We start from the raw sequence: 24594 nt of genomic DNA on the forward strand, positions 1-24594 counted from the left end.
GGGGATGAACACGCATGTAAGCCCGCGCCGCGGTAGAGAATTGCTTCGCGCCGATCGTGCCTATCGCACGGGCGGCGGGATGGCGCGGCTGATCGGACTGGCCCCTGCCAGCCTGTTTCACCGGATGCTCGACCGGATCGATGCCGGGCTCGCTCACGGCACGATCGAAAGCCATCTGCCCGACGGCAGCGTGCGCCTGCTCGGGGGGCGGGGTAAGGGGCCGATCGCCGTCGTCCACCTCCACAGCTGGGCATCACTCGCCCGGCTTGCGCTATCGGGTTCGGTGGGCTGGTATCGTGCGTGGGAAGCGGAGGAGTGGTCGTCAGCCGATCCCGTGCCGCTGTTTGACCTGTTCGCCCGTAACGGTGAAGCGCTGGGCAATGTCGCACGCGCGCACGGACCGTGGCGGTGGCTGAATAAGGCCATCCATGCCCTGCACCGCAACGATCGCCGCGGCGCGAGACGAAATATTCATGCCCATTATGATTTGGGCAATGATTTCTACAGCTTGTGGCTCGACCCAAACATGAATTATTCGAGCGCGCTATTCACCGACCCGGGTCAGTCGCTCGACGAAGCGCAGGCGGCGAAAATCGACGCGATCCTTGACCGGCTGGATTTGCGGTCGGGAAGCCGGCTTCTCGAAATCGGTTGCGGCTGGGGCGCGCTCGCCGAACGCGCGGTCGAGCGGCACGATGTGATTTATACCGGCATCACCTTGTCCCCGGCGCAAGCCGAAATCGCCGATGCCCGGTTGGCAACGGTCGATTTGTCGGATCGTTCGCGTATTGAAATCTGCGATTATCGCGATGCACAGGGGCCCTATGACGCGATCGCGAGCGTCGAGATGGTCGAGGCGGTGGGTGAGGCCTATTGGCCCACGTATCTCGACGCGATCGCGCGGCTGCTGCGCCCGGGGGGCAAGGCGGCGATCCAGTATATTCTGATCAATGATGCGCTGTTCGAACGCTATGCCGCGAGCAGCGATTTCATCCAGGCCTATATCTTTCCCGGCGGCTGCCTGATTTCCGAAAGCCGGTTCCGCGCTCTCGCCGAGGCCCGCGGGCTGACATGGCGCGGTGTCCGCCGGTTCGGCGGCGATTATGCGGAGACGCTGCGCCAGTGGCGTGAGCGTTTCGATGCAGCGGTCGCGGCTGACCAGTTGCCCATGGGGTTCGATGCGCGCTTTGTGCGGCTATGGCGCTATTATCTGCAATATTGTGAGGGTGGCTTTCGCGGCGGCGGGATCGACGTCGCGCAAGTCACGCTCGAAAAGACAGCCTGAAAACGGGAGAGGGAAGCATGCGAAGATTTTTGGCGGCGGTGCTGTTGTGCACCGCGGCGGCGGGGTGCAGCGCACCCGCACCGACCGAAACAACCGACAAACTGCCAAAGGATCTCAATGTGCTGTTCTGGACCCAGGATCAACGCGACGCCGCTTTCCGCACGATGGAAACGGTCCCCAAGGTTGTAGTCAATACGGTTGGGGCCGGCGGCCCGGTCTATCCGTTGCCGCAGGGCAAGCCGATCGAACTTGGCACCGATGTCGACGCCTATATGGCGAAGCAGCGCAACGCCGGGCTGATCATCGTTCAGGACGGCAAGATCCGGCTTGAGAAATATGCGCTCGGCTATGGCGCATCGGGACGCTGGACCAGTTTCTCGGTCGCCAAGAGCTTTACTTCGACGCTCGTAGGCGCTGCGGTGAAGGACGGCTATATCAAGAGCCTCGATGACAAGGTCACCGTCTATATCCCCGGTCTCAAGGGATCAGCCTATGACGATGTCTCGGTAAAGCAGCTGCTCACGATGACCTCGGGGGTCAAATGGAATGAGGATTACACCGATCCCAAGTCCGACGTGGCTTTGTTCAATATGCAGAAGCCCGTTGCAGGCGAAGACATAACGGTCAGCTATATGAAGACTTTGCCGCGCGAAGCGCCCGCGGGGTCGAAGTGGGTGTACAAGACGGGCGAGACCAATTTGATCGGCGTGCTGGTGTCGAGCGCGACGGGCAAGACGCTGTCGGCCTATCTATCCGAAAAGGTCTGGAAGCCGTTCGGCATGGAGCAGGATGCGGTGTGGATGCTCGGTGCGACGGGGCATGAAATCAGCGGCTGCTGCATGTCGGCGAGCCTCAAGGATTATGCGCGCTTTGGCCAGTTCATGCTGAATGGCGGGATCGCAGGAGGCAAGAAAGTATTGCCCGACGACTGGCTTCCTGATGCGACGACGAAGCAGGCCGGAATCGACCTGCCGGGGCGTGGCTATGGCTATCAATGGTGGACGAACGACGACGGCAGCTTCGCCGCGCAGGGCATCTTCGGCCAGGGCATCTTTATCGACCCGAAGCGCAAGCTGATCATCGCATCGAATGGCAACTGGCCGACTGCAACCGACCCCGAAGGCGTCGGCGCGGCGCGCGAAGCGTTCTACAAGGGGGTGCAGGCGGCAGTGGACAAGGAAACGGGGCAATAATAAGCCCCGTTTCGGTCAGTCGGATACAATAGCGGTCGCGCGCTGGGCCAGCCATACCGCGGCAAGCGGGACGGCAACACCCAGTGCCATAATCCACCACGCGTCGGCGAGCGTGACGGCGCGATAAAGCGCCGCGCCGATCACCGCACCCGCGACGATCCAGCCCGCGCCCGTGCCGGCTGAAATGCGCATCGCGAACCAGCCGCCGCCAAAGGTGCCGATGAACCAGCCCACGATCAGCGCAATCGTCGATCCGATCGGGATCAGCACTTCCCCGCTGTTCGGGTCGTAAACGTCGGGCGAAATCTCGCTGCCGGCATATTGGGCGAGCCAGATCAGCCCGAACGCGACGACGATGCCGATCACCGCGGCAATCGCCGATCGCAAAATATCCTTGGTCATTCCAGCCCTCGCAAACCCTCTTATGCAAGCTTATTAGCGCAGGAAAACAAAGATGGCGTTAAGCTTTTTCCATGACCTTCGGCAGCGCGTGGAACGCGGTGCTGTCGAATCCGTCAACCATCAGCTTGGCGACAAATTCACCGACGGCATCCGGATCTTTGATGCTCTGCGGATCTTCTCCGGGATAGGCGCGCGCGCGCATCTGCGTCCGGGTGCCGCCGGGATCGAGAATCGCGGTGCGCACGGTCGAGATATTGCGCATTTCGGCGCCGTAGCTGGTGACGAGCGTTTCGAACGCCGCCTTTGATGCCGCATAGGCGCCCCAATAAGCGCGCGGTTCGCGAGCGACGCTGCTCGACAGCGCAACCAGTCGTCCGTTCGCGGCGCGGCGGAGCAGCGGATCGAAATTGGCGATCAGCGCCTGCTGCGCGATCAGGTTCAGCGTCAGCAGCTTGTTGAATTCTTTGCCGTCGATCGCGGCCACGGGGGTCAGCGTCCCGAGCATCGCGGCGTTGAGCACGAGCATATCGAGCTGCTGCCAGCGTTCGGCAATCGCGCTCGCGAGCCGGGCAATGCTGTCGCCGTCGGTGAGGTCGAGCGGGGCGATCGTCGCGCTGCCGCCGGCTTCGTGAATGCGGTCTTCGAGTTCCTCGAGCCCGCCCGCGGTGCGCGCGGTGATTACGACATGCGCGCCGCGTGCGGCGAGCGACTCTGCTATCGCTTCGCCGATGCCACGGCTCGCCCCGGTGACGAGCGCAACCTGGCCCGCCAGCTCTTCAGTCTTGATAATCATTCTGTCAGACAACCCGTTCGGCAAGCAGCGAAAATTGATCTTCCAGCCCATGCTCGTCAAAATCGGTCAGCGTGGTCGGATAATCGCCGGTAAAGCAGGCGTCGCAATATTGCGGCGCGTCGTCGCTGCGCTTCGCTTCGCCCAGCGCGCGATACAGGCCATCGATCGAGATGAAGGACAGGCTGTCGGCGTTGATGAAATTCGCCATTTGGCCGACGCTCATCTGCGCCGCGAGCAATTTGGCGCGTTCTGGCGTGTCGACGCCATAGAAACAGCTGTGCTGCGTCGGCGGGCTCGCAATGCGCATATGCACCTCGGTCGCGCCGGCATCGCGCATCATCTGCACGATTTTCAAGCTGGTCGTGCCGCGCACGATCGAATCGTCGATCAGCACGATACGCTTGCCCGCGATCAGCGCGCGGTTGGCATTGTGCTTCAGCTTGACGCCGAGATGGCGGACTTTGTCGCCGGGCTGGATGAAGGTGCGCCCGACATAGTGCGAGCGGATGATGCCGAGCTCGAACGGGATGCCCGATTCCTGCGCATAGCCGATCGCTGCGGGGGTGCCCGAATCGGGGACGGGGATGACGAGGTCGGCATCGACCGGATTCTCGCGCGCCAGCTCGGCACCGATCGCCTTGCGCACCGAATAGACGCTCGTTCCGTCGACGATCGAATCGGGGCGCGAGAAATAGACATATTCAAAGATGCACGGGCGCGCCGATTGCGAGGCAAAGGGGCGGTGCGAGGTCAGCTGGCCGTCGCGGATGATGACGAGTTCGCCGGGTTCGACCGAGCGGACGAATTCGGCGCCGACGACGTCGAGAGCGACCGTTTCGGACGCAAGGATATGCGCATCGCCAAGCTTGCCGATCACAAGCGGGCGAATGCCCAGCGGATCGCGGCACCCGATCATGCCTTCTGCCGTCAGGCAGATCAGCGAATATGCGCCTTCGACCTGCTTCAGCGCGTCGATGAACCGGTCGAGCAGCGAGCGATAGCTTGACGTCGCGACGAGGTGGATGATCACCTCGGTGTCGCTGGTCGACTGAAAGATCGACCCACGGCGGACGAGCACCTTCTTCAATGCCGTCGCGTTGGAAATATTGCCGTTGTGCGCGACCGCAAAGCCGCCGGTCGATAGATCGGCGAAAAGAGGCTGCACATTGCGCAGCGCGGTTTCGCCGGTCGTCGAATAACGGACATGGCCGACCGACGATCCGCCTTGCAACTGGCGCATGATATCGTCGCGGTCGAAATTGCCCGCGACATGGCCCATCGCGCGGTGGGTGTGGAATTCCTTGCCGTCGAACGCGGTGATGCCCGCGGCTTCCTGTCCACGGTGCTGCAGGGCATGCAGCCCCAGCGCGACGACCGCGGCGGCGCTGTCGGCGCCATGGATACCAAAGACGCCGCACTCCTCACGGAGTTTGTCGTCGTCGAAAGGGTGAGTGGTGAGCATGACGGTCCAGCAGCGAGGGCAGTGACTGGGGCGCATATAGGGAGGGACATTGCAAATGTCGCCCCCCCAAATTCACGATATTGTCACGACACCCGCCAAGCTCTGCGTGACAGTGGCTTATATCCTGCTCTAAAGCGCGGTTTATGGATGATCAGCGCGACACGACCGACCGATTTCTTCCGCGTTTCGACGCTGCCGGACTGGTAACCGCGATCGTCACCGATGCAGACAGCCATATATTGCTGATGGTCGCGCATATGAACGCCGAGGCGATCGAACGGACCCGGGCAACGGGGCAGGCGCATTTCTGGTCGCGGTCGCGCGGCACGCTTTGGCGCAAGGGCGAGACGTCGGGCAATGGACTGACCTTGATCGAGATGCGCGTCGATTGCGATCAGGACGCGCTGTTGCTGCGCGTAAAGCCCGCGGGTCCGGCATGCCACACAGGCCGCCGCTCGTGCTTTTATCGCCGCGTCGAGAGCGACGGCAGCCTGACCTTTCTCGACGACAATGCACAGGGCTAGCGCCGCGCTGGCGCTCGTGTCGCTCCTCATCGCAGGGTGCGACCGGCCTGCGCCGGTTGAAAACGCAGAGGGAATCGACGCGAACAACCCGCTTGAGGTCGCCGCACGCCAACGCGGCGTCGTCCATCCCGATGCGGCAAGCCCGGTCGGGGTGTTCGAACGCAAGCATGATTTGGGCCGCGATGCGATGTGCGTCGTTCCCGATGGCGCGGGAAAATGGCGCTTTGCCGTCACTGCGGCCTTTGGTCCCAGCGTCTCCTGCACCGCCTCCGGAACGATGGCGCGCGAAGGCAATGGCTGGCGGATGCGCTTTGCCGGCGTTGACGGCTGCGCGGCGTTCGTCCACGAGGAAGACGACGAACTGAGACTGCCGGGAAGCCTGCCGCCGCAATGCGCGCGCCTCTGCCCTGATCGGGCTTCACTCTCGGGTTTGCGGCTGCCGCGCGCCAGCTGGTCGGCAAGCGATGCGGGGGACTTGCGGATTACCGATCGAAGCGGCAATATAGGGCGTCCTTGCGCGGGCTGAACTGCCCCGAAATGACCCGACCTGCCGGTCTTGACGTTCACGTCAACGGAAACTAGTTTCATCCGCATGACCGAACAATATGGCCACGCCCATATCGATACGCCCGACCATCTGGGGCGCGAACAATTCAGCATCACCGACTTGTCGACCGAGTTCGGGGTAACGGCCCGTGCGCTGCGTTTCTATGAGGATGAAGGGCTGATCAGCCCGTCGCGCAAGGGATTGTCGCGCATCTATTCGAAACGCGACCGTGCGCGGCTGGCGTGGATTCTGCGCGCCAAGCGCACGGGGTTCAGCCTTGCCGACATTCGTGAGATGATCGACCTTTACGACGTCGGCGACGGCCGCAAGCTGCAGCGTCAGGTGACGATCGAAAAATGCGAACAGCGTATCGGCCTGCTGCGTCGTCAGCGCGACGATATTGACAGCGCTGTAGATGAGCTGTCACGTTTCATCGATACGGTGAAGAAAGTCGACGCTGGCCAATAGGCCGCCCGACTACTGACCCTCTGCCTCTCCCCAGGCAAGTTTCGCAAAACTGCTTTTCAGAAGGATTTTCCATGCCCGTCTATCGCGCGCCCGTGCAGGACACCCTCTTTCTTCTCAACGATGTGCTCGGGATCGAGCGCTATGCGAACCTGCCGGGTTTCGCGAACGCGACCCCCGACATGATCGAGGCGGTGCTGACCGAAGCGGGGAAGTTCTGCGAGGAAGTCCTGTTCCCGATTAACCAGTCGGGCGACCTCGAAGGATGCACACGCCACGACGACGGGTCGGTGACGACGCCAAAGGGCTTCAAGGAAGCGTATAAGGCGTATTCGGAAGCTGGGTGGGGCCTGCTCACCGCACCGGAGGAGTTCGGCGGGCAGGGGCTGCCGCATGTCATCGGTTTCCCGGTCGAGGAATATCGCAACGCCGCGAACCAGGCGTTCGCCATGTATCCGGGTCTGACGCAGGGCGCGACCGCGGCGATCCTCGCCAAGGGTTCGGACGAGCAGAAGGCGACCTATGTCCCCCGGATGATCTCGGGCGAATGGGGCGGGACGATGAATCTGACCGAACCGCACAGCGGGACCGACCTTGGCATGATCCGCACCCGCGCCGTTGCGAACGGCGACGGCAGCCACGCAATCACGGGCACGAAAATCTTCATTTCGTCGGGCGAGCACGATCTCACCGACAATATCATCCACCTCGTTCTCGCGAAGACTCCCGACGCGCCCGACAGCGTCAAGGGCATCTCGCTGTTCATCGTGCCGAAGTTCATCGTGAACGACGACGGCTCGCTCGGCGATCGCAACACGCTGTCGTGCGGGTCGATCGAGCACAAGATGGGAATTCACGCAAACTCGACCTGCGTGATGAACTATGACGGCGCGAAGGGCTGGATGGTCGGTGAGGAGAATAAGGGCCTCGCCGCGATGTTCGTGATGATGAACGCCGCGCGCCTCGGCGTCGGCATTCAGGGCCTCGGCCAGGCCGATGTCGCGTATCAGAATGCTGTCCAATATGCGAAAGACCGCCGTCAGGGCCGCGCGCTCACCGGACCGCAGGACCCGCAGGAAAAGGCTGACCCGCTGTTCGTCCATCCCGACGTGCGCCGCATGCTGATGGACGGCAAGGCGACGGTCGAGGGGCTGCGTGCGCTGTGCACATGGGGCGCGCTGCAGGTCGATCTTGCGCATGTCGCCGAGAGCGAGGAAGAACGCCAGCGCGCCGACGATCTCGTCAGCCTGCTCACCCCCGTTATCAAGGGTTTTGGCACCGACAAGGGCTATGAAGTTGCGACCAACGCGCAACAGGTGTTCGGCGGTCACGGTTATATCGAAGAGCAGGGCATGAGCCAGTATGTCCGCGATGCCCGCATCACGATGATCTACGAAGGCGCGAACGGCGTGCAGGCGATGGACCTCGTCGGCCGCAAGCTCGCGCAGAATGGCGGGCGTGCGATCCAGGCCTTCTTTGCGATCATCGACGAGGAATGCGACCGGGCCAAGGGCAATGAAGCGCTCGCCGACTTCGCTACGCGCCTCGAAAAGGCGAATGGCGAACTCAAGGCCGCGACGATGTGGTTCATGCAGAACGGAATGGCGAACCCGAACAACATCGGCGCCGGCGCGCATCATTATATGCACATCATGGGCATTGTTGCGTTGGGTTCGATGTGGCTGATGATGGCCGAGGCGGCGCAGAAGGCGCTCGCGGAAGGCCGCGGCAACAAGGATTTCCTTGAGGCCAAGCTCGTCACCGCGCGCTATTTTGGCGAACGCTTCCTGCCCGATGCCGGATCGCTCCGCCGCAAGATCGAGGCGGGCAGCGAGGCGATGATGGCGCTGACGCCCGAGCAGTTCGTCGCCGCCTGACCCGCGCCTTTGCAACCATCGCCGCCGCCATGCGTGTCGGCGGCGATGAGCAACCGCGACCTCCAACCGATTGTCGTCGAAGGACGCAATTGCTGGCGAATCGAACGCGCCGACAAGGCGCGGATGATCGTCGATGCCGCCGATTATTTTGCGCTGCTCGAACGGCTGATGGCGGATGCGAAGCAGCGTATCCTGCTGATCGGCTGGGACTTCGATCCGCGCATTGCATTGAAGCCCGACAAGCATGGCAAGGGCGAATCGCTCGGCGATTATCTGTTGCGCCTCGCGCATGAAAAGCCCGATCGCGACATCGACATCTTGCGCTGGAATTTCGGCGGGCTGAAACAGTTCGCGATGCCGCGCATCCTGTCGATGATCGCACGCTGGAAACTGACACGCTCGATCAGCTTTCGCCTCGACAGCGCGCATCCTGTCGGATGCAGCCATCATCAAAAGGTCGCCGTGTTCGACGATCACCTTGCGATATGCGGCGGCATCGACGTCGGTTCGCGCCGTTGGGACACGCGCGACCACACAGACGGTGACCCGCACCGCACCGCGCCCGACGGCAAAGCCTATATGCCGTGGCACGATTTGACGATGATCCTCGCCGGGCCGGTCGGTAATGCGCTCGCCGACCTCGGCAACGAACGCTGGAAACGCGCCACCAAAAAGCCGCTGCGCGACCTCGAAGGCGAGGGCGAGAATTGGCCCGACGACCTCGAACCCGATTTCGAGGATGTCGATGTCGCCATCTCGCGCACCCGCGCCGAATATGATGGCTCAGAGGAAATCCGCGAGATCGAGCAACTCTATCTCGACATGATCGCGGCGGCCGACCGCTTCGTCTATTTCGAGAATCAATATTTCACCTGCGGCAAGATTGCCGCCGCGATCGCCGAGCGGCTGAACGAGGATGATCCGCCCGAATTTGTCATGGTGATGCCGAAAACCGCCGACGGCTGGCTCGAGCAGATGGCAATGGACGCCGCGCGAGTGCAACTGGTGCGCGAGATCGCCAAGGCAAAGCATGGTAATCGGCTGAAGGTTTATTATCCCCGCACCAAAGGCGGAGAGCCAATCTATGTCCACGCCAAGACAGCGATCGTCGACGATCGCATGATCCGCGTCGGGTCGGCCAATATGAACAACCGCTCGATGGGGCTCGACAGCGAATGCGATGTGACGATCGACACCGCGCTCCCTGCGAACAAAGGCGTCGAGCCCGTGATCGCGCGCCTGCGCACGTCGCTGATCGCCGAACATCTCGACGTGTCGGAGGAAGAGGTCGCGGCAAGTTTCAAGCGCACCGGCTCGCTGATCGACACGATCGAGGCATTCCGCTGCAAGGGGCGCTCGCTCGAACTGCTTGATCTCGTGCCGCCGGGTCCGATGGACGAGTTCATCGCCGACAATGAAGTGCTCGATCCGACCAGTCCCGACGCGATGTTCGAAGGCTTCACCGAACGCGGCCTCAAGAAGAGCTGGCACCGCGGCCGCAACTGGATGAAGCACCACCGGCCATTTCGGCGCAAAACATCCTGATTGCCTTGTGCGCATAGTCACTTGCGGTCGTGCGGCATGCTCATATGATGGCTGCAATGAACGACGCAGGACCACCGCCGATCACGCCGAAGCGGCTTTCCGCTTTCATCAGCCATCACAGCTCGCAGGTTGAGACCGCCCGGCGGTTGAAACGCTTGCTGGCTGCGCGCGGAATCGATAGCTGGCTCGCGCCTGACGATATCGCCGCAGGTACGGCGTTCGATCAGTCGATCGTCGACCAGATCGATCGCTCCGATGCCATCGTCCTGTTGTTTTGTCCGCAATCCGACCAGTCGCGCCATGTAAAGCGCGAACTGATGCTGGGCGAGGACAGCAACAAGATCATCCTGCCGGTGCGGCTCGAGGATGTGCGTGCGCAGGGGCTCGCCTACTGGCTCAAGGATTATCAGTGGATCGACTGGTTCGCGGGCGAGGAGCAGGCGGTCGAGCGGATCGTCGGCGCGATGACCCCGGGCGCCGCGCCCGCGGTGTCGCCCGGTACGACCGCGCGGCAAATGCCGATGGCGTTTGCGCCGCGTCCCAAGCGGCTATGGATGGTTATTGCTGCGGGCGTCGCGCTGACGGCCCTTATTGGCGGCGGCCTTTGGTGGCAAAACCGTGCCCCGGCGGCGGGCGATCCGGGCTCGGCGGTCGCCGACAATCCGATCGAGCCCGGTATCTGGACGAGCAAGCGCGAGGTCGTCGAAATTCTCTTCCCTGAAATGGCGCCCGAGTTCGTCGCGCAGTTCAAGGAAGTGCTGGAAACCGACCCCGATCCCGAAGACTGTATTGCACCAAAAGTCGCGGCGAAACCCGACGTTTTGCTGTTCGATCCCGACCATGAAGCGAAATGCACGATCGGTGCGTTCAAGATGAATGGCGGCCGGATCAGCGGCTACCTCAACTGCAAGCCTGCGGGGGACGATCCGAACGCCAATCTGCAGATCACCGTTCGCGGAACCTACACACGCACCAGCATGGAGTTCGACAATGTCGTCACCATGCAGTCAAGCCAGGGCATGGTCCGCTTCCGCAGCCACGAAACGCAGCGCTGGCTGCGCGGACCTGCCTGCAACTGATCAATCCGCGAGCGACAGGATGTGCTTCGCCTGTTTGAGGTGCGGCGCATCGACCATCTTGCCATCGACCTGCAACACCCCGACGCCGGGATTGGCGGCGAAGGCATCGACGATAGCTTGCGCACGCGACACGTCATCGGCGCTGGGGGTAAAGGCGGCGTTGATCGGTTCGACCTGTGACGGGTGGATCGCCATCATGCCGGTGAAGCCGTCGCGCCGCGCGCGGGCGGCATAGGCGGCGAGGCCCGTCTCGTCCTTGATCGCCGGAAACACTGTATCGATGGCGGCCACGCCTGCGGCGTGTGCGGCGAACAGGGTCATCGCGCGCGCGACTTCATAGGGCGAGGTATAGCTGCCGTCGTCATGCCGGCTTGTCGTCGCCCCGATGGCGGCGGGCAGATCTTCGGCGCCCCAGGTCAGCCCGAGCAGGCGATCTTTCGCTTCGCGATAGCTGCCGAGCGTGAAGATCGCCGCGGGCGTTTCGGTGGCGATTGGCAGGACCGGCGGCAGCGAGGCATCGCGTGCGGATTCGCTGCGCAGGATCGTGTCGAGCTGCGCGATGCTCGGCGCGCCTTCGGCCTTTGGCAGCATGATGGCGTCCGGCCGCGCGGCGATGATCGCCGCGACATCGGCGGCGGTCAGATGGCCATCGAGGGGATTGACGCGGACCAGAGTAACAACCTCGCGCGTCCCCGCCAGATAATCGGCGATCGCGTGGCGCGCGGCATCCTTGTTCGCGAGCGACACCGAATCCTCCAGGTCGAGGATGATCGCATCGGCACCCGATGCGGCCGCCTTGGCGAAACGCTCGGGGCGGTCGCCGGGGACGAAGAGGAGGGAACGAAGTCGCATCAGCTAGCCTTCCGTTGAACGAGCGTAGAACGCTCGCACTGGCAGACAAGTTCATCGCGCTGGTTGATACAGCGATGAAGGAACGTCACGATCCCCGCGTTGGGCCGCGATTTTGATTCTTTCAGGCCTATCACTTCGCTTGTCGCGCGCAGCGTGTCGCCGATAAACACCGGTTTCGGCATTACCAGCTTGTCGTAGCCCAGGTTTGCGACGAGCGTCCCGAGCGTCGTGTCGCCGACCGACAGCCCGACCATCAGGCTGAAGGTGAAAGTGCCGTTGACGAGGATCTGGCCGAATTCCGACGCCTTCGCCGCCTCGATATCGAGGTGCAGCGGCTGCGGATTGTGCGTCATCACGGTGAAGAGCAGATTGTCGGTTTCGGTGACGGTGCGACGAATGTCGTGGGTCAGCGTATCGCCGACCTGCCATTCGTCGAAATATTTGCCGGCCATTATGCGTCTTCCTTTTCGATCCGCACGAGCAATGCCTCGACCTGAACCTGCGCGCCCGCGGTCGCGTTGAGTTCGGCGACGATGCCATCGAACGGCGCGGTCAGGCTGTGCTCCATCTTCATCGCTTCGAGCGTGAGCAGTTTCTGCCCCTTGGTCACCTTGTCGCCCGGGGCGACCTCGACCGCGATGACCTTGCCGGGCATCGGCGACAGGATCGCGCCATCGCCCGCCGCTGCGCCAGCGCTGCCTTCGGCGCGCCAGGGCGTCAACTGCCAGACCGAACCGCCCTCGGCAACGAGCATGGCGGGGGAGGGCTCTTCGGCGCCGGGGCCGTGCAGCTCGACCTCGACGCGTTTGCCGTCAAGCAGGAAGGGCGCGGTGCGTACGTCGGGCGCGTTGAGGCGAAAGCCGGACTGGAGCGCGCGCGGCACCATCGCCATCGCGGCATTGGTCAGCGCCTGTTCCGTCGGCACGGGCTCTGCGGTCATCGCGTCGCCGTCGCGGCCGATCAGCCCGGTATCGACTGTGCCCGCCACAAAATCGGGATGATCGAGCGCATTGATAAGAAACGCCGAGTTGGTCTTCACCGGCCAGATCGCGCTGTCCTCCAGCATCTCCGACAGCAATTCGCGCGCCTCCTCGCGGTCCTCGCCCCAGGCGATGACCTTGGCGATCATCGGATCATAAAAGGGCGAGACTTCGGCGCCTTCATAGACGCCGGTATCGACGCGGCCGATATGCTCGGGGAGCTGGAACAGTTCGAGCGTGCCGATCGAGGGCAGGAAGCCTTTGGCGGGATCCTCGGCATAGAGCCGCGCTTCCATCGCCCAGCCATTGATCGCCAGTTCTTCCTGCGCGAGCGGGATCGGTTCGCCCGAAGCGACGCGCAGCTGCCATTCGACCAGGTCGACGCCGGTAATCTCCTCGGTCACCGGATGCTCGACCTGCAGCCGCGTGTTCATTTCCATGAACCAGATCCGATCAGCGCGCAGGCCCTCCGACGCATCGGCGATGAATTCGATCGTCCCCGCACCGACATAGTCGACTGCTTTTGCCGCACGCACCGCAGCCGCACACAAATCGGCACGCGTCGCTTCGTCCATGCCGGGGGCGGGGGCTTCCTCGATCACCTTCTGGTGCCGGCGTTGCAGCGAACAGTCGCGTTCGAACAGATGGACGACATTGCCGTGGGTATCGCCGAACACCTGCACCTCGATGTGGCGCGGGGTGAGGATATATTTCTCGATCAGCACATGGTCGTTGCCGAACGACGCCGCCGCCTCGCGCTGGCACGAAGCGAGCGCGTCGATGAAGTCGCCTGCTGCATCGACCTTGCGCATGCCCTTGCCGCCGCCGCCGGCGACTGCCTTGATCAGCACCGGATAGCCGATCTCCGCTGCCCGTTCGGCGAGGAAGGCGGGATCCTGATTCTCGCCCATATAGCCGGGGGTAACGGGTACGCCGGCCTCGGCCATCAATTTCTTTGCAGCGTCCTTCAGCCCCATCGCAGTGATCGACGAAGGTTTCGGTCCAACCCAGACGAGCCCTGCATCGGCCACCGCCTGCGCGAACTCGGCATTTTCCGACAGGAAACCATAGCCCGGATGGATCGCCTCGGCGCCCGTCGCCTTGGCTGCGGCAATGATCTTCTCGCCGATCAGATAGGATTCGCGCGCTGGCGACGGCCCGATATGCACCGCCTCGTCGGCCTCGCGCACGTGCAGCGCTTTGGCGTCGGCATCCGAATAGACAGCGACGGTTCTTATGCCCATCTCGCGCGCGGTGCGGTTGATGCGGCAGGCGATTTCGCCGCGATTGGCGATGAGGAGCGAGTTGATCATGGATGGGGTTCCGGAAAGCCGTGACGGGTGTGAAGCGTTTCAAGCAACAGCTTGATCTCGTTCACGAAGCCGCCATCGGAAAAGACAAGGGCAGGGAGGTTCTGGTTCGGTTCGCCGATGGCATCGACCACGAGCGGGCGCGGACGCGGCCAGGGAACGCGGATCACCTCGAGGTTGGCCGTGCGATCGGGGAACATTGCGAGCAGGCCTTCGATCAGGATGCAATCGCGGCAATAGAAGGTCGAACCCGGAAAGGCCGGGTCGTCGAACTCGCGATCGAGAATGAACAGGCGATCGGGTTTGTCGCGCATCGCCGTCACATCCTGAACACGCCGAAGCCGCGGTCCTCGACCGGGGCGTTCAGCGTTGCGGCAAAGGCCAGCCCGAGCACGTCGCGCGTCTGCGCCGGGTCGATGATGCCATCGTCCCACAGGCGCGCGGTCGCGTGATAGGGATTGCCTTCGTCTTCGTACTTCTGGCGGATCGGCGCCTTGAAAGCTTCGGCCTCTTCAGGCGTCCATTTGTCGGCGTCGCGGTGGACGGTCGCAAGGACGCTCGCTGCCTGCTCGCCGCCCATCACGCTGATGCGGCTGTTGGGCCAGCTGAACAGGAAACGCGGGCTGTAGGCGCGGCCGCACATGCCATAATTGCCCGCGCCGAAACTGCCGCCGATCAGCACGGTAATCTTGGGCACCGTCGCCGTCGCGACCGCGGTCACCAGTTTTGCGCCATGCTTCGCTATGCCTTCGGCCTCATATTTGCCGCCGACCATGAAGCCCGAGATATTTTGAAGGAACAGCAAGGGAATGCGCCGTTGCTGCGCGAGCTCGATGAAATGCGCGCCCTTGACCGCGCTCTCGCTGAACAGCACGCCATTGTTCGCAAGGATTGCGACCGGGATGCCCCAGATATGCGCGAAGCCGCAGACGAGCGTGCCGCCGTAATTCGCCTTGAACTCGTGAAACTCGCTGGCGTCGACGAGGCGTGCGATGACTTCGTGCACGTCGTAGGGCGCGCGGACGTCGTCGGGGACGACACCGTAAAGTTCTTCGCCATCATATTTGGGCGGGCGCGGGGCCTTCAGCGGAACCTCGAAACCCTTGTTCTCGCCAAGGTGGCTGACGATGTCGCGGACGATCGTCAGCGCATGCTCGTCATTTTCGGCGAGATGGTCGACGACGCCCGATTTCTTCGCGTGGAGGTTGCCGCCGCCCAGATCCTCGGCGCTGATTTCCTCGCCCGTCGCCGCCTTCACCAGCGGCGGGCCGGCGAGGAAGATCGTGCCCTGATTGCGCACGATCACCGTCTCGTCCGACATGGCGGGAACATAGGCGCCGCCCGCGGTGCAGCTTCCCATCACGCAAGCGATCTGCGGAATGCGCTTTGCTGACATATTGGCTTGATTGAAGAAGATGCGCCCGAAATGGTCGCGGTCGGGAAACACTTCGTCCTGATGCGGCAAATTCGCGCCGCCGCTGTCGACGAGGTAAATGCAGGGCAGGCGGTTCGCCTCGGCAATCTCCTGCGCGCGAAGATGCTTCTTCACGGTCATCGGGTAATAGGTGCCGCCCTTCACCGTCGCATCGTTGCACACGATCATGCACTGACGCCCCGATACGCGCCCGATGCCGCAGATCAGCCCCGCGCCCGGTATCTCGCCGTCATACAGGTCGTTCGCAGCGAGCTGGCCTATCTCGAGGAAGGGCGAGCCCGGATCGAGCAGCCGCTCGACGCGCTCGCGCGGCAGCAATTTGCCGCGGCTCGTATGGCGGTCGCGCGACTTCTCGTTGCCGCCGAGCGCCGCTTCGGCAACCTGCGCGCGCAGCGCGTCGGCCAGTGCGCGATTGTGCGCCGTGCGGGTGCGATATTCGTCGCTGTCCACGTTGATGCTGGTGCCAAGAACCGGTGCGCTCACTGTATCATCTCTCCTGGAAGTCGGTTCGGAACTAACCCGTCGCTCGTCGATTGAAAAGCGCAGCAGGCCGAAAATGGTTGGCGTTGAAACCGGATTCTCGCACGCGTCGGTCGCCTGCCTATCCGTGACAAAATAAGGTCATTCTTATGAAAAAAGCTGTCTTTGCCGTTCTTCTGTCCACCGCGGCGGTTCTCGCTGGTCCTGTCGCCTGTACCAGCGGCAAAGAGGAAGGCAGCGCGGCCTACACCGTCGGCACCGACATCGGGATCAGCAAGGCCGCGATGGACACCGCCGCCAAGCCCGGCGACGACTTCTACGCCTATGCCAACGGCAATTGGGACAAGACGACCGAAATTCCCGCGGACCGTTCGTCGGTCGGGGGCTTTTACGTCGCGCAGATGGAAACCGAAAAGCGGAACCGCGAATTGATCGATGCGATCGTCAAGGGCAATGCCGCAGCTGACACCAACGATGGTCGCATCGCTGCTTTTTACAAAGCCTATACCGACACGAACGCAATCGATGCTGCGGGCCTGAAGCCGGTCGCCGCCGACCTCGCGCGCTTTGCTGCGATCAACGACAAGGCCGCGCTGTCGAAGGTGCTGGGCGAACAGCTTCGGGCCGACGTCGATCCGCTCAACGCCACCAATTTTCAGACCGAGAATTTGTTCGGGGTGTTCGTGACGCAGGGCCTCGCGACCCCGGGCGACGTCATCCCCTATCTGCTGCAGGGTGGGCTCGGGATGCCCGAGCGCGAATATTATCTGTCGGCCGATCCCAAGATGGCGACGATCCGCACCGCCTATCAGGCCTATATCGCGAAGCTGTTGACCGCCGCCGGTCAGCCCGACGCCGCCGCGAAAGCGAAGCGCATCTACGATCTCGAGGTCAAGATCGCCAACGCCCACGCGACCCGCGAACAGAGCGAGGACTTCACCAAGTCCGCCGACGTCTGGGCCAAGGCCGATTTCGCCAAAAAGGCGCCCGGCATCGACTGGCCTGCATTCATGAGCGCCGCCAAGCTTGACGGTGCGGCGAAGTTTGGCGCTTACCACGCTGGCGCGATCACCGGCCTGTCGGCGCTCGTCGCGTCCGAGCCGCTTGACGCTTGGAAGGACTGGCTGGCGTTCCATCAGATCAACAGTCACGCCGACGTGCTGCCGACCACAATCGACGGCGCGCATTTCGCTTTCTACGGCACGACGATGGCGGGCACGCCGCAGCAGCGCAGCAGGGACAAGCGCGCGCTCGACGCGCTCGACATCTATCTCGGCGATGCGGTGGGCAAGGCCTATGCCGACAAATATTTCCCGGCTTCGGCCAAGGCCGAAGTCGGCGACATGGCAAAGAATATCAAGGCGGCCTTTGCGACCCGCGTGAACACGATCGACTGGATGGCGCCCGAAACCAAGAAGGAAGCGATCAAGAAGGTCGAAACGATCGCGGTCGGCGTCGGCTATCCCGACACATGGCGCGACTATGGCAGCTACACCGTCGGCACCGATGCCTATGCGAACGAAGTTGCCGGACAGAAAGCCGAATATGCACACCAGCTCGCCAAGATCGGCAAGCCGATGGACAAGGGCGAATGGTGGATGGTCCCGCAAACGGTCAACGCCGTGAACCTGCCGGTCCAGAATGCGCTGAACTTCCCCGCCGCGATCCTTCAGCCGCCGTTCTTCAACGCCAAGGCCGACCCGGCGTTCAACTATGGCGCGATCGGTGCGGTCATCGGCCACGAGATCAGCCACAGCTTCGACAACAATGGCGCCGCGTTCGATTCTACCGGCGCGCTGCGCAACTGGTGGACACCGGCGGACCTTGCTAAGTTCAACGCCTCGGGCGCGGCGCTCGCGGCGCAGTACGACACCTACAAGCCGTTCCCCGACCTTGCGGTCAACGGCAAGCTGACGCTGGGCGAGAATATCGCCGACGTGGCCGGACTGCAGGCGGCTTACGACGCCTATCGCGCGTCGCTGGGTGGCAAGGAAGCCCCGGTGATCGACGGCTTCACCGGCGACCAGCGCTTCTTCATCGCCTATGCGCAGACATGGGCGACCAAGATGCGCGCCGAGGCGCTCCGCGCGCGCGTCGCGACCGATGGCCATGCGCCGGGGATGTACCGCGCGCTGACGGTGCGGAACCTCGACGCCTGGTACAAGGCGTTCAACGTGCAGCCGACCGACAAGCTGTATCTCGCCCCCGACAAGCGCGTGCGCGTCTGGGGATGATGTGATGCAAGGGCGGGGCATCAACCGGCCTCGCCCTTGCCGGGCTGTTCGCCGGGCTTTTCCTTCAGGATCAGGTAGCGATAGACGCCGATCGCGTTGATGATCAGCAAGGCGATATTCTGCCACCCGATGCCTTCGCTGTCGGGTTGCAGGAAGCCCCATCCGATCAGCGCGGCGCTGCTCGTCACAAACACGACAAACGCCCAGCCGGTCCAGCGCCGGCCGAGGTTCAGCGACACGACGAGCGCGGCGAGCGTCGCGGCCCCCGCGCCATAATATTGCAGGATGGTGAGCAGCGTGTCGCTCACTGTCCGGTCGCCCCGAAAACGAATTCGAGTTTCAGCCCGTCGGGATCGGCAAAGAAGACGGCATAATAGGTCGGGCCATAGCGCGGATAATCGGCGGGCGCGTCGAAGATCGTCGCGCCGGTCCGGATCAAAAGCTCGTGGAGGCGATCGACATCCTCGCGGCTCTCCGCGGTCCATGCGAGATGATGCAACCCGGGCGAAGTGCGGTCGTGGGTGCGCTCCGCCCCCGCGCCGCGTGCTTCGACGATACCGATCGAATGAAAGGGCTCGCCCGAGCGATCCCAGTCGCTGCCATGATCATAATCGGCCGAGCGCCGATAACCTAGAAAACCGAGCACGGCGTCATAGAAGAGGCGCGACCGTTCCTTGTCGGTGACCGTCAGGTCGATATGATGGACCAGTCCGCGCATTCTCAGGTCAACGCGCCGATCAGTGCGAAGATGCCCGACGCGGTCAGGAACGGCCATCCGATGTGGCGCCCGCGCGTGTAGATTGCATCGAACAGCCCGGTCGCCGTCCAGGCCGTTCCGATCAACAGGACAAGGTCCCGCGGCGTGCCCGGCCAGACCACCGATGCTGCTGACACAAGCATCAGAAGGGACAGCGCATGCCACGCCAGGCGAAATATCTTGCGCGCCAGATCGACTCCCATGACGCCCTGATCGAGCGTCATCAGCGGGCCGATCAAGCGCCGTTCACCCAATAGGCCATGAACGATGGCCGTCGCCGCCATGAAGGCGGCCGACAGCCAGAGCCAGATCACGCGCCGGCGCCGATCAGCTCGCGGCCGATCAGCATGCGGCGGATTTCGTTCGTCCCCGCGCCGATGTCGAGCAGCTTGGCATCGCGCCAGTAACGCTCGACCGGCCAGTCCTTGGTGTAGCCCGCGCCGCCCAATGCCTGGATCGCTTCGCCCGCGACCTTCACCGCATTCTCGCTCGCGAGCAGGATGCACCCCGCGGCGTCGAAGCGCGTCGTCTGGCCGGCATCGCAAGCTTTGGCGACGTTATAGACATAAGAGCGCGCCGACTGGAGCATAACATACATGTCGGCGACCTTGGCCTGCATCAACTGAAACGACCCGATCGGTTTGCCGAACTGCCTACGATCGCGGACATAGGGAATGACCGTGTCGAGGCACGCTTGCATGATCCCGAGCTGAAGCCCCGCGAGCACGACGCGCTCATAATCGAGTCCCGACATCAGCACGCCCACGCCGCCATTTTCGGGGCCCATGACTTGCTCTTCAGAAACCTCGCAGTCGGTGAACACCAGCTCCGCCGTCGGCGAGCCGCGCATACCGACCTTGTCGATCTTTTGCCCGATGCTGAACCCCGGCATGTCCTTTTCGATCAGGAAGGCGGTGATGCCACGCGATCCGGCTTCGGGACTCGTCTTGGCATAGACGACCAGCGTGTCGGCGTGCGTCGCGTTGGTGATCCAGAATTTGGTGCCGTTGAGCAGGTAGCCGCTGCCCTTGCGCTCGGCCTTCAGCTTCATCGACACGACGTCGCTGCCGGCACCGGCTTCGGACATCGCGAGGCTGCCGACATGCTCGCCGCTGATCAGCTTCGGCAGATATTTCGCCTTCTGTTCGGCGTTGCCCCAACGACGGATCTGGTTGACGCAGAGGTTCGAGTGCGCGCCGTAGGAAAGGCCGATCGCGCCCGATGCGCGCGAGACTTCCTCGACGGCGATGACATGCTCGAGATAGCCGAGCCCTAGTCCGCCAAACTCTTCCTCGACGGTGATGCCGTGCAACCCGAGGTCACCCATCTGCGTCCATAGTTCGTCGCGCGGAAACCAGTCTTCGGCGTCGGCCTTCGCAGCAAGCGGGGCAATCTGTTCGTCCGCGAAACGGGCGGTCGTGTCGCGGATCATGTCGGCGGTTTCGCCGAGCGCGAAATCGAAATCGGGGGTGGCGCGCATGGGTTACCTATCGATCAAAGGGGCAGGACAAGCCGCGATACTGCATCAAATCTCCGGCATATGGAAATTGAAACGAAGCGACATTTAGCATAAAGAAAACTTATGATTAAGCGCGCGCACATTCGCCAATTCCTTGCCGTCGTCGACGCCGGCAGTTTTACACAGGCGGCGCTGCGTATTCGCGTCACCCAGCCGGCGCTTTCGACCGGCATAGCCGAACTCGAAAAACTGGTCGGCACACCGCTCTTTATCCGCAATCGCCGGCAGATTCGACTGACCCAAGCGGGCGGGCGCTTCCTGCCTATTGCACGTGATCTTGAGCGCGGCTTTCGCGCCGCCGACGGCTTTGGCCGCGAGGGCGACGTGCAAGCAACCGAGCTTAAACTCGGCATTATCCGCTCGGCCCCTGCTGAACTGCTGCAAGCGATCGCCGCCGCGCTGCGCCCGAGCTTTGCCATCGAACTCATCGAAAACACCGACTCCGAACTGCGCGCCGCGCTCGGCAGCGGTCGCATCAACATGGCGCTCGTCCCGCTCCGGTCGGGCGAGCGCGGGACTCATGTGATGCCCCTTTATGAAGAGCCGCTCGCGATGTTCATCGCCTCCGATCATCCCCTCGCCGGACGCATCGAAGTCGGCCCTGAGGAACTTGCTGCTGAAACGATGATCGCGCGCCGATCGTGCGAGTTCCTTGACGCAACAAGCCGCTTCTTCACCCGCCATGGCGTCCGCCCGCGTTTCGCGCTGCGCAGCGAAAGTGACGAGCGCTGCCTGCGCATGGTTGCGGCGGGGATCGGCATCACCACGGCGCCCGTCTCGCTGGCGATCGAAGGGATCGTTCCGCTGAAGGTCGCAGGCTATGATTTTCGACGCGAGCTTGGCCTGATTACCGACCCGGCGTGGAGATGCTTGCCCGAGGTCGAACCGCGGCTGGCGCATGCGCTCGAAACGATCGGTGCGATCGCGGCCGACTGGCGGCAGATGAAGGTCGACGCCGCTGCATGACCCGGCGCCTCACAAGTCTGGCTTGCAACGCCAAAAGCCCATACAGCTTGATCGCCCCAAACTGGGGAGGCAAGGGCGGGGCATGACCGATACGCTGACCCATCTCGACCGGCTCGAGGCCGAGAGCATCCATATCATGCGCGAAGTGATGGCCGACGCCACCAAGCCCGTGATGCTCTACAGCGTGGGTAAGGACAGCGCCGTGATGCTCCATCTCGCGCGCAAGGCCTTCTATCCCTCGCCACCGCCGTTCCCGCTGCTCCATGTCGATACGACTTGGAAATTCCAGGCGATGTACGAGCTGCGCGACCGCATGGCGCGCGAGAGCGGAATGGAATTGCTCGTCTATCAGAACCCCGAAGCGAAGGAGCGCGGGATCAACCCGTTCGACCACGGCCCCTTGCATACCGACATGTGGAAGACCGAGGGGTTGAAGCAGGCGCTCGACCTCCACGGCTTCGACGTCGCTTTCGGTGGCGCGCGCCGCGATGAAGAGAAAAGCCGCGCCAAGGAGCGCATCTTTTCCTTCCGCACCGCAACGCACGGATGGGATCCGAAAAAGCAGCGCCCGGAACTCTGGAATCTCTACAATGCCCGCAAAGCAAAGGGCGAAAGCATCCGCGTCTTCCCGATCTCGAACTGGACCGAACTCGACATCTGGCAGTATATTGCGCGCGAAAATATCCCGATTGTGCCGCTCTATTTCGCGGCGCCCCGCCCGACGGTCGAGCGCGACGGTCTGCTGCTGATGGTCGACGACGATCGCTTTCCGCTGCTCCCCGGCGAGGTGCCCGTCGAGCGTTCGGTGCGTTTCCGCACCCTCGGCTGCTACCCGCTCACCGGTGCGGTCGAGAGCGAGGCCAGGACGCTCTCCGAAGTCATTCAGGAAATGCTCCTCACAACGACCAGCGAACGGCAGGGCCGCATCATCGACAAGGATGGCGGCGACGCATCGATGGAGAAGAAAAAGCAGGAGGGGTATTTCTGATGACCGATCCTGTTTACGTTACCGACGCGCTGATCGCCGAGGACATCGACGCCTATCTCGAACAGCATCAGCAGAAGTCGCTGCTGCGCTTCATCACCTGCGGCTCGGTCGATGACGGCAAGTCAACGCTGATCGGCCGTCTGCTCTATGACTCGAAGATGATCTTCGAGGACCAGCTCGCCGCGCTCGAAGCCGACAGCAAGCGCGTTGGCACACAGGGGCAGGAGATCGACTTCGCACTGCTCGTCGACGGCCTCGCCGCCGAGCGCGAGCAGGGGATCACGATCGACGTCGCGTACCGCTTTTTCACGACAGAAAAGCGCAAGTTCATCGTCGCCGATACTCCAGGGCACGAGCAATATACGCGTAACATGGTCACCGGCGCCTCGACCGCCGACCTTGCCGTCATCCTGATCGACGCACGCAAGGGCGTGCTGACGCAGACGCGGCGGCACAGCTTCCTCGCGCACCTGATCGGCATCAAACATATCGTGCTCGCGGTGAACAAGATGGATCTCGTCGGTTACGACAAGACCGTATTCGAACGCATTCTGTTGAGCTACCGCGCGTTCGCTAGCGAGATCGGGATCACCAATTTCACCGCGATCCCGATATCGGGATTCAAGGGTGACAACATTACCGCGCTCTCCGACAACACCCCATGGTTCAAAGGGCCGGCGCTGATCGAGCATCTCGAAAATGTCGAGATCGCTGCCGCCGCCGACGAGGCAAAAGCGTTCCGCCTGCCGGTGCAATGGGTCAACCGCCCGAACCTCGATTTCCGGGGTTTCTCGGGCCAGATCGCGGGCGGAACTGTCAAGCCCGGCGACGCAGTCCGCATCCTGCCCAGCGGTAAAACGACGACGATCGATCGCATCGTCACCCTCGATGGCGACCTCGAAGAGGCGGCTGCGGGCCAGTCGGTCACGCTGACGCTTGCCGACGAAGTCGACTGTTCGCGCGGCGATGTGATCGCTGCCGCCGACGCCCCGCCAGAGGCCGCCGACCAGTTCGAGGCGACTTTGGTGTGGATGGCCGACGAGGCGATGATCGCGGGCCGCGCCTATTGGCTCAAGCTTGCGACACAGAGCGTCTCGGCCACGATCCAGCAGCCGAAGTACGAAATCAACGTCAACACGCTCGATCATCTTGCGGCGAAGACGCTCGAACTCAACGGAATCGGCGTTGTAGAACTCAGCACCGACAAGCCGATCGTGTTCGAAGCCTATGGCGACAACCGCACGCTCGGCGGCTTCATCCTGATCGACAAGCTGACCAATGCGACCGTCGCTGCGGGCATGCTGCACTTCAGCCTTCGCCGCGCGCAGAATGTCCATTGGCAGGCAACCGACGTCAGCCGCGAGGCGCGCGCGGACCTAAAGAACCAGAAGCCCGCTTTGCTTTGGTTCACCGGCCTGTCGGGGTCGGGCAAGTCGACGATCGCCAATCTAGTCGAAAAACGGCTGCACCGGATGAACCGGCACAGCTTCCTGCTCGACGGCGACAATATCCGTCACGGGCTCAACCGCGACCTCGGCTTCACCGAGGCCGACCGGATCGAGAATATCCGCCGCGTCGGTGAAGTGGCAAAGCTGATGACCGACGCCGGGTTGATCGTCATCACCGCCTTCATCTCGCCGTTTCGCGTCGAGCGCGACATGGTGCGTTCGATGCTGCCCGAAGGCGAATTCATCGAAGTCTTCATCGATACACCGCTTGCGGAGGCTGAGCGCCGCGACGTCAAGGGGCTCTACAAAAAGGCGCGCGCGGGCCAGCTCAAGAATTTCACCGGCATCGACAGCCCCTATGAGGCGCCCGAGGACCCCGAAATTCGTATCGACACGACCGCAATGACGCCCGAAGAAGCGGCGGACCTCATCATCGATCGCCTGCTGGGATAA

General features: G+C 62.9%; 24 protein-coding genes. 12 read left to right on the plus strand and 12 right to left on the minus strand.

The genetic code is table 11. The features are described 5' to 3' along the window. Positions 1-4: 4 nt before the first annotated feature. Positions 5-1285 (plus strand): class I SAM-dependent methyltransferase, encoded by a 1281-nt coding sequence (locus tag AC3A43_RS04345; RefSeq protein WP_487791302.1) that lies wholly within the window; start codon positions 5-7, stop codon positions 1283-1285. Between the two features lie 17 nt (positions 1286-1302). Then, the gene (locus AC3A43_RS04350) at positions 1303-2478 is read left to right on the plus strand and encodes a serine hydrolase domain-containing protein (RefSeq protein WP_487791303.1); all 1176 of its coding nucleotides are present in this window, start codon (positions 1303-1305) and stop codon (positions 2476-2478) included. 15 nt (positions 2479-2493) lie between these two features. On the opposite strand, the gene AC3A43_RS04355 is transcribed toward AC3A43_RS04350, so the two are convergent. From AC3A43_RS04355 to purF, 3 genes are read right to left on the minus strand one after another with little or no spacing between them, the layout of a single operon-like run. Beyond that, entirely contained in the window at positions 2494-2880 is a 387-nt protein-coding gene (locus AC3A43_RS04355; RefSeq protein ID WP_487791304.1) for a hypothetical protein, read from the minus strand. Positions 2881-2938: 58 nt separating this feature from the next. After that, on the minus strand, positions 2939-3673 hold the full coding sequence (locus tag AC3A43_RS04360) for an SDR family NAD(P)-dependent oxidoreductase (protein WP_487791305.1): 735 nt from the start codon (positions 3671-3673) through the stop codon (positions 2939-2941). Positions 3674-3677: 4 nt separating this feature from the next. Next, a complete protein-coding gene (purF, locus tag AC3A43_RS04365; protein ID WP_487791306.1) occupies positions 3678-5135 on the minus strand; it encodes an amidophosphoribosyltransferase in 1458 nt (485 codons plus the stop codon). A gap of 143 nt (positions 5136-5278) precedes the next feature. Here purF and hisI point away from each other — a divergent pair, with 143 nt between their 5' ends. From hisI to AC3A43_RS04395, 6 genes are all read left to right on the plus strand, one after another. Beyond that, the gene (gene hisI / locus AC3A43_RS04370) at positions 5279-5659 is read left to right on the plus strand and encodes a phosphoribosyl-AMP cyclohydrolase (protein ID WP_487791307.1); all 381 of its coding nucleotides are present in this window, start codon (positions 5279-5281) and stop codon (positions 5657-5659) included. Then, a complete protein-coding gene (locus tag AC3A43_RS04375) occupies positions 5646-6185 on the plus strand; it encodes a hypothetical protein (protein WP_487791308.1) in 540 nt (179 codons plus the stop codon). The genes hisI and AC3A43_RS04375 overlap by 14 nt, the downstream gene beginning before the upstream one ends. A 66-nt stretch (positions 6186-6251) precedes the next feature. Further along, positions 6252-6674 (plus strand): MerR family transcriptional regulator, encoded by a 423-nt coding sequence (locus AC3A43_RS04380; RefSeq protein ID WP_447754517.1) that lies wholly within the window; start codon positions 6252-6254, stop codon positions 6672-6674. 71 nt (positions 6675-6745) lie between these two features. Then, positions 6746-8548, plus strand: coding sequence for an acyl-CoA dehydrogenase C-terminal domain-containing protein (locus tag AC3A43_RS04385; protein WP_487791309.1), 1803 nt, complete (start codon positions 6746-6748; stop codon positions 8546-8548). Between the two features lie 45 nt (positions 8549-8593). After that, the gene (locus AC3A43_RS04390; protein ID WP_487791310.1) at positions 8594-10093 is read left to right on the plus strand and encodes a phospholipase D-like domain-containing protein; all 1500 of its coding nucleotides are present in this window, start codon (positions 8594-8596) and stop codon (positions 10091-10093) included. Between the two features lie 56 nt (positions 10094-10149). Continuing rightward, positions 10150-11172: a TIR domain-containing protein gene (locus AC3A43_RS04395; protein ID WP_487791311.1), complete on the plus strand. Its 1023-nt coding sequence runs from the start codon at positions 10150-10152 to the stop codon at positions 11170-11172. On the opposite strand, the gene AC3A43_RS04400 is transcribed toward AC3A43_RS04395, so the two are convergent. The 5 genes from AC3A43_RS04400 to AC3A43_RS04420 are packed head-to-tail and all read right to left on the minus strand — an operon-like array spanning position 11173 to position 16232. After that, the gene (locus tag AC3A43_RS04400) at positions 11173-12024 is read right to left on the minus strand and encodes an HpcH/HpaI aldolase/citrate lyase family protein (RefSeq protein ID WP_487791312.1); all 852 of its coding nucleotides are present in this window, start codon (positions 12022-12024) and stop codon (positions 11173-11175) included. It lies immediately after the preceding gene. Continuing rightward, positions 12024-12476, minus strand: coding sequence for a MaoC family dehydratase (locus AC3A43_RS04405; protein WP_487791313.1), 453 nt, complete (start codon positions 12474-12476; stop codon positions 12024-12026). Before AC3A43_RS04405 ends, AC3A43_RS04400 begins: the two co-directional genes overlap by 1 nt. Beyond that, positions 12476-14317 (minus strand): acetyl/propionyl/methylcrotonyl-CoA carboxylase subunit alpha, encoded by a 1842-nt coding sequence (locus tag AC3A43_RS04410; protein ID WP_487791314.1) that lies wholly within the window; start codon positions 14315-14317, stop codon positions 12476-12478. Before AC3A43_RS04410 ends, AC3A43_RS04405 begins: the two co-directional genes overlap by 1 nt. Beyond that, entirely contained in the window at positions 14314-14628 is a 315-nt protein-coding gene (locus AC3A43_RS04415) for a DUF3088 family protein (RefSeq protein WP_487791315.1), read from the minus strand. Before AC3A43_RS04415 ends, AC3A43_RS04410 begins: the two co-directional genes overlap by 4 nt. 5 nt (positions 14629-14633) lie before the next feature. Further along, a complete protein-coding gene (locus tag AC3A43_RS04420) occupies positions 14634-16232 on the minus strand; it encodes a carboxyl transferase domain-containing protein (RefSeq protein ID WP_487791316.1) in 1599 nt (532 codons plus the stop codon). A gap of 146 nt (positions 16233-16378) precedes the next feature. On the opposite strand from AC3A43_RS04420, the gene AC3A43_RS04425 reads away from it, so the two are divergent. Further along, positions 16379-18463, plus strand: coding sequence for a M13 family metallopeptidase (locus AC3A43_RS04425; RefSeq protein ID WP_487791317.1), 2085 nt, complete (start codon positions 16379-16381; stop codon positions 18461-18463). A gap of 20 nt (positions 18464-18483) precedes the next feature. On the opposite strand, the gene AC3A43_RS04430 is transcribed toward AC3A43_RS04425, so the two are convergent. The 4 genes from AC3A43_RS04430 to AC3A43_RS04445 are packed head-to-tail and all read right to left on the minus strand — an operon-like array spanning position 18484 to position 20700. Then, positions 18484-18771 carry a hypothetical protein gene (locus AC3A43_RS04430; RefSeq protein WP_487791318.1) on the minus strand — a complete coding sequence of 96 codons (288 nt, stop codon included), beginning with the start codon at positions 18769-18771 and terminating at the stop codon, positions 18484-18486. Beyond that, the gene (locus AC3A43_RS04435; protein WP_487791319.1) at positions 18768-19181 is read right to left on the minus strand and encodes a VOC family protein; all 414 of its coding nucleotides are present in this window, start codon (positions 19179-19181) and stop codon (positions 18768-18770) included. Before AC3A43_RS04435 ends, AC3A43_RS04430 begins: the two co-directional genes overlap by 4 nt. A 2-nt stretch (positions 19182-19183) precedes the next feature. Beyond that, positions 19184-19534, minus strand: a complete 351-nt coding sequence (locus tag AC3A43_RS04440) for a hypothetical protein (protein WP_487791320.1) — start codon at positions 19532-19534, stop codon at positions 19184-19186. Continuing rightward, positions 19531-20700, minus strand: a complete 1170-nt coding sequence (locus AC3A43_RS04445) for an isovaleryl-CoA dehydrogenase (RefSeq protein ID WP_487791321.1) — start codon at positions 20698-20700, stop codon at positions 19531-19533. Before AC3A43_RS04445 ends, AC3A43_RS04440 begins: the two co-directional genes overlap by 4 nt. 102 nt (positions 20701-20802) lie before the next feature. Here AC3A43_RS04445 and AC3A43_RS04450 point away from each other — a divergent pair, with 102 nt between their 5' ends. The 3 genes from AC3A43_RS04450 to cysN all read left to right on the plus strand — a co-directional run bounded on the left by AC3A43_RS04450 (position 20803) and on the right by cysN (position 24594). Further along, the gene (locus AC3A43_RS04450; protein WP_487791322.1) at positions 20803-21705 is read left to right on the plus strand and encodes a LysR family transcriptional regulator; all 903 of its coding nucleotides are present in this window, start codon (positions 20803-20805) and stop codon (positions 21703-21705) included. A gap of 82 nt (positions 21706-21787) precedes the next feature. Continuing rightward, entirely contained in the window at positions 21788-22693 is a 906-nt protein-coding gene (cysD, locus tag AC3A43_RS04455) for a sulfate adenylyltransferase subunit CysD (RefSeq protein ID WP_487791323.1), read from the plus strand. Continuing rightward, on the plus strand, positions 22693-24594 hold the full coding sequence (cysN, locus tag AC3A43_RS04460; protein ID WP_487791324.1) for a sulfate adenylyltransferase subunit CysN: 1902 nt from the start codon (positions 22693-22695) through the stop codon (positions 24592-24594). Before cysD ends, cysN begins: the two co-directional genes overlap by 1 nt.

This window comes from Sphingopyxis sp. Soil_C_28 (assembly GCF_057657055.1).

Excerpts from the sequence above, each read along its gene's own strand:
- AC3A43_RS04345 (WP_487791302.1), top strand. The coding sequence starts at position 5 with ATGAACACGCATGTAAGCCCGCGCCGCGGTAGAGAATTGCTTCGCGCC.
- AC3A43_RS04350 (WP_487791303.1), top strand. The coding sequence starts at position 1,303 with ATGCGAAGATTTTTGGCGGCGGTGCTGTTGTGCACCGCGGCGGCGGGG.
- AC3A43_RS04355 (WP_487791304.1), bottom strand. The coding sequence starts at position 2,880 with ATGACCAAGGATATTTTGCGATCGGCGATTGCCGCGGTGATCGGCATC.
- AC3A43_RS04360 (WP_487791305.1), bottom strand. The coding sequence starts at position 3,673 with ATGATTATCAAGACTGAAGAGCTGGCGGGCCAGGTTGCGCTCGTCACC.
- purF (WP_487791306.1), bottom strand. The coding sequence starts at position 5,135 with ATGCTCACCACTCACCCTTTCGACGACGACAAACTCCGTGAGGAGTGC.
- hisI (WP_487791307.1), top strand. The coding sequence starts at position 5,279 with ATGGATGATCAGCGCGACACGACCGACCGATTTCTTCCGCGTTTCGAC.
- AC3A43_RS04375 (WP_487791308.1), top strand. The coding sequence starts at position 5,646 with ATGCACAGGGCTAGCGCCGCGCTGGCGCTCGTGTCGCTCCTCATCGCA.
- AC3A43_RS04380 (WP_447754517.1), top strand. The coding sequence starts at position 6,252 with ATGACCGAACAATATGGCCACGCCCATATCGATACGCCCGACCATCTG.
- AC3A43_RS04385 (WP_487791309.1), top strand. The coding sequence starts at position 6,746 with ATGCCCGTCTATCGCGCGCCCGTGCAGGACACCCTCTTTCTTCTCAAC.
- AC3A43_RS04390 (WP_487791310.1), top strand. The coding sequence starts at position 8,594 with ATGAGCAACCGCGACCTCCAACCGATTGTCGTCGAAGGACGCAATTGC.
- AC3A43_RS04395 (WP_487791311.1), top strand. The coding sequence starts at position 10,150 with ATGAACGACGCAGGACCACCGCCGATCACGCCGAAGCGGCTTTCCGCT.
- AC3A43_RS04400 (WP_487791312.1), bottom strand. The coding sequence starts at position 12,024 with ATGCGACTTCGTTCCCTCCTCTTCGTCCCCGGCGACCGCCCCGAGCGT.
- AC3A43_RS04405 (WP_487791313.1), bottom strand. The coding sequence starts at position 12,476 with ATGGCCGGCAAATATTTCGACGAATGGCAGGTCGGCGATACGCTGACC.
- AC3A43_RS04410 (WP_487791314.1), bottom strand. The coding sequence starts at position 14,317 with ATGATCAACTCGCTCCTCATCGCCAATCGCGGCGAAATCGCCTGCCGC.
- AC3A43_RS04415 (WP_487791315.1), bottom strand. The coding sequence starts at position 14,628 with ATGCGCGACAAACCCGATCGCCTGTTCATTCTCGATCGCGAGTTCGAC.
- AC3A43_RS04425 (WP_487791317.1), top strand. The coding sequence starts at position 16,379 with ATGAAAAAAGCTGTCTTTGCCGTTCTTCTGTCCACCGCGGCGGTTCTC.
- AC3A43_RS04435 (WP_487791319.1), bottom strand. The coding sequence starts at position 19,181 with ATGCGCGGACTGGTCCATCATATCGACCTGACGGTCACCGACAAGGAA.
- AC3A43_RS04445 (WP_487791321.1), bottom strand. The coding sequence starts at position 20,700 with ATGCGCGCCACCCCCGATTTCGATTTCGCGCTCGGCGAAACCGCCGAC.
- AC3A43_RS04450 (WP_487791322.1), top strand. The coding sequence starts at position 20,803 with ATGATTAAGCGCGCGCACATTCGCCAATTCCTTGCCGTCGTCGACGCC.
- cysD (WP_487791323.1), top strand. The coding sequence starts at position 21,788 with ATGACCGATACGCTGACCCATCTCGACCGGCTCGAGGCCGAGAGCATC.
- cysN (WP_487791324.1), top strand. The coding sequence starts at position 22,693 with ATGACCGATCCTGTTTACGTTACCGACGCGCTGATCGCCGAGGACATC.